Source organism: Microvirga sesbaniae, assembly GCF_025460805.1.
GTDB lineage: Bacteria > Pseudomonadota > Alphaproteobacteria > Rhizobiales > Beijerinckiaceae > Microvirga > Microvirga sesbaniae.
The window spans coordinates 1-2,634 of sequence record NZ_JAMXFJ010000097.1; the positions used below are offsets into that span (position 1 = coordinate 1).

At 61.2% G+C, this 2,634-nt stretch carries 2 protein-coding genes and 1 pseudogene; all 3 read left to right on the plus strand.

Going from position 1 to position 2,634, the window contains the following annotated elements; translation table 11 throughout:
- A pseudogene (locus tag OCW50_RS32860) lies at positions 1–668 on the plus strand (integrase core domain-containing protein); the annotation flags it as partial.
- A gap of 345 nt (positions 669–1,013) precedes the next feature.
- Positions 1,014–1,739 (plus strand): hypothetical protein, encoded by a 726-nt coding sequence (locus tag OCW50_RS32865; RefSeq protein WP_210804929.1) that lies wholly within the window; start codon positions 1,014–1,016, stop codon positions 1,737–1,739.
- A gap of 25 nt (positions 1,740–1,764) precedes the next feature.
- On the plus strand, positions 1,765–2,466 hold the full coding sequence (locus OCW50_RS32870) for an IS6 family transposase (protein ID WP_210804927.1): 702 nt from the start codon (positions 1,765–1,767) through the stop codon (positions 2,464–2,466).
- Positions 2,467–2,634 lie beyond the last annotated feature (168 nt).

Below are 2,634 nucleotides of genomic sequence, written 5' to 3' on the forward strand. Positions count from 1 at the left end.
ATCTCAACCGCGATGCCGTCTACCGCATCCTCAAGGCGGAAGGCCTGGGCCGCCTGCCGCCGGCGCAGCAGCGCAAACGGGAGAGCGGCAGATTCAAGGATTACGATCTCGGCTTCGTGCACATGGATATCAAGCACCTGCCCAAGCTGCAGACCGCCAGTAGCGAGCGCCGCAAGCGCTTCCTGTATGTGGCCATCGACCGCTGCTCGCGGTGGGTGCACCTGGCGGTCAAGGAGGACGAGGTGGTGCGAGCCTTCCCGTTTACGATCACGATCACGCATGTGCTCACCGACGGCGGCTCCTGCTTCACCGCCAATGGCTTCGAGGACGCCTGCCGCAAGCTGAAGGTGGAGGACCGCAGGACCAAGCCGTACAAGCCGCAGACCAATGCCCTCATGGAGCGCTTCAACGGCTGGGTACAGCGCGAGGTGCTGGGGATTACGATCTTTCGCCATCAGGATCTCGAGACGCTGCTCAAGGGCTTCAATCAGGTTTACAACAGAAGACGCCAGCGCGTGCTCAAGGGACGAACACCGGATGAGTCGGCGCGCAGCCGCTTGGTCGCCGAACCGAAGCTGGCCAACCACCGCTACAAGCCACCCGATCCCAGAGCACTTCCCCAAGTCCTCCAGGTCGTTGCTGCCACCAAGGAGGTCTCGGATCAGACAATCAAGGCGGCAAAGCCTCGGCCCTTTTGGCATGTCGTCGTTGCGGAATCGCGGGCCTGCGACGCTATTGCGGCTGGCGCAACACAGCCCCTCGCTGGTGCGATCCGGCGTGCCCCTCGCACTCTGGGGCCATCCTCGGGGATGTAGAAACCGCTAGGGGATCGACCCTTCGACAGTCGCAGCACGCAGGTAAGGACTGATGATTCCGAGGGCATCGGCGATCAGCGGAGATGCGATCAATGGCATCGATAGCATCGGGAGGGCCGTTGAGAAAAGAGATTTCCCCTGACTATGGACGAGAGGCATAAAGGCACCGTGACTTTCTTTGATCTACGGAGAAGTTCGATGAGTGTAGGCGCTGGCGTTTTTGATCCTGACAAAGGTGTTCTGCTGGAGGGTACGACCGGAAGTGACGTCCCCGACGGCCGTGTCTTCGGGTCCCCGTTTTATGACCATCCCTTCCATGGCGTCCGCTATGAGGCCAACGATCTTCCCGAAGTATTGATTGAGGAAGAGACGATTCTTGGTACGCCCGGCAATGACCGCCTCAACGGCACTGCCAATGGGGACCTCATCTTCGCAGACGCCGGTAATGACACCGTCATCGGTGGTGGTGGTGACGAACTACTGGGAGAAGAAGGCAATGACATCCTTTATGGTGATATCGGGCCCAATGAGCCACGCGATCACGTCGCTTCGGATCATGATCTACCCGATGGCGGCCCCGGAGATGACACTCTTGTCGCCGGGGACGGCTCGGATGAGATGAGAGGCGGCACCGGCGAGGATCGCTTCGAGTTCCGGTACCATGACCCGAAGTCCGGCTCCCCCGGAGGGCATGACGTCCGTGCCATAGCTATAGATTTCAATCCGAAGGACAACACGTTCGTCTTCGACGCCGCGGACTTTGCCGTCATCGGGGGTGCTAATGGCAACTTCGTCAACAACTCCGACCCGAGCGGCACCGTGAGCTCGTTCTACAGCAGAGCGGCCTCCAAAGCCAACGGGGAGCACGTCGTGGTCATCACCGACCAAAGTTTCGCCGGCGTTGTCACGTTAACTCGGGGATGAGGGCGAGCCGTGTAGATGGTCCGGCATGAGCAAGTCCGTAAGCTACAAACGCCACCGCTTTCCGCCTGAGATCATCGCCCATGCAGTGTGGCTGTATTTCAGATTTCCCCTGAGCTTGCGTCTGGTCGAGGAGATGCTGCTGGAGCGCGGCATCGTTGTCTCCTACGAGACGGTCCGCCGCTGGGCGCTGAAGTTCGGGCCGGCCTACGCCCGCCACCTCCAGCGCAAGACGCCGAGCCGCCGCGACATCTGGCACCTCGACGAGGTCGTGATCACGATCTCTGGCCGGAAGCACTGGCTGTGGCGGGCTGTGGATCAGGATGGCTATGTGCTCGATGAGGTTATCCAGACCCGCCGCGACACCAAGGCGGCCAAACGCTTGCTGAGGCGACTCTTGTGCAAGCAGGGCGGCCCACCCCGGCGCATGATCACCGACAAGCTCGGCTCCTACGCCGCGGCCCAGCGGCAGATCATGCCAGACGTCGAACACCGCTCGCTTAAAGGGCTGAATAACAGAGCGGAGAATTCGCATCTGCCGTTCCGGCGCCGAGAGCAGGTGATGCAGGGCTTTCGATCACCCAGGTATCTGCAGCGGTTCGTCAGCGTGTTCTCTGCCGTCCGCAATCTTTTCGGTCCACCCCGCTCCCGCCGCTCCGCTGCCGCCGCCCATCTCCACCGCCTCGACGCCATGGCGGAATGGAAAGCTGCGGCCAACCTTGCTGCTTGAGCCTGTCCAGCGACCAAATCGGCCTCAACGCATGGCGCCAGTTATTGATCCGGTCCTCATTGTCTTGAGCATGCGGCGTAGCGGACGGGTTTGTGGCTGAAGTAGCTTCGCACGCACCCGGGCGATTTCGACAGGCGACGCATATGGCTGACCGTTGCCCGCTTGAGT

What these genes read in the sequence shown, in the direction of transcription:
- OCW50_RS32870 (WP_210804927.1), top strand. Translation starts at nt 1,765, where the DNA reads ATGAGCAAGTCCGTAAGCTACAAACGCCACCGCTTTCCGCCTGAGATC.
- OCW50_RS32865 (WP_210804929.1), top strand. Translation starts at nt 1,014, where the DNA reads ATGAGTGTAGGCGCTGGCGTTTTTGATCCTGACAAAGGTGTTCTGCTG.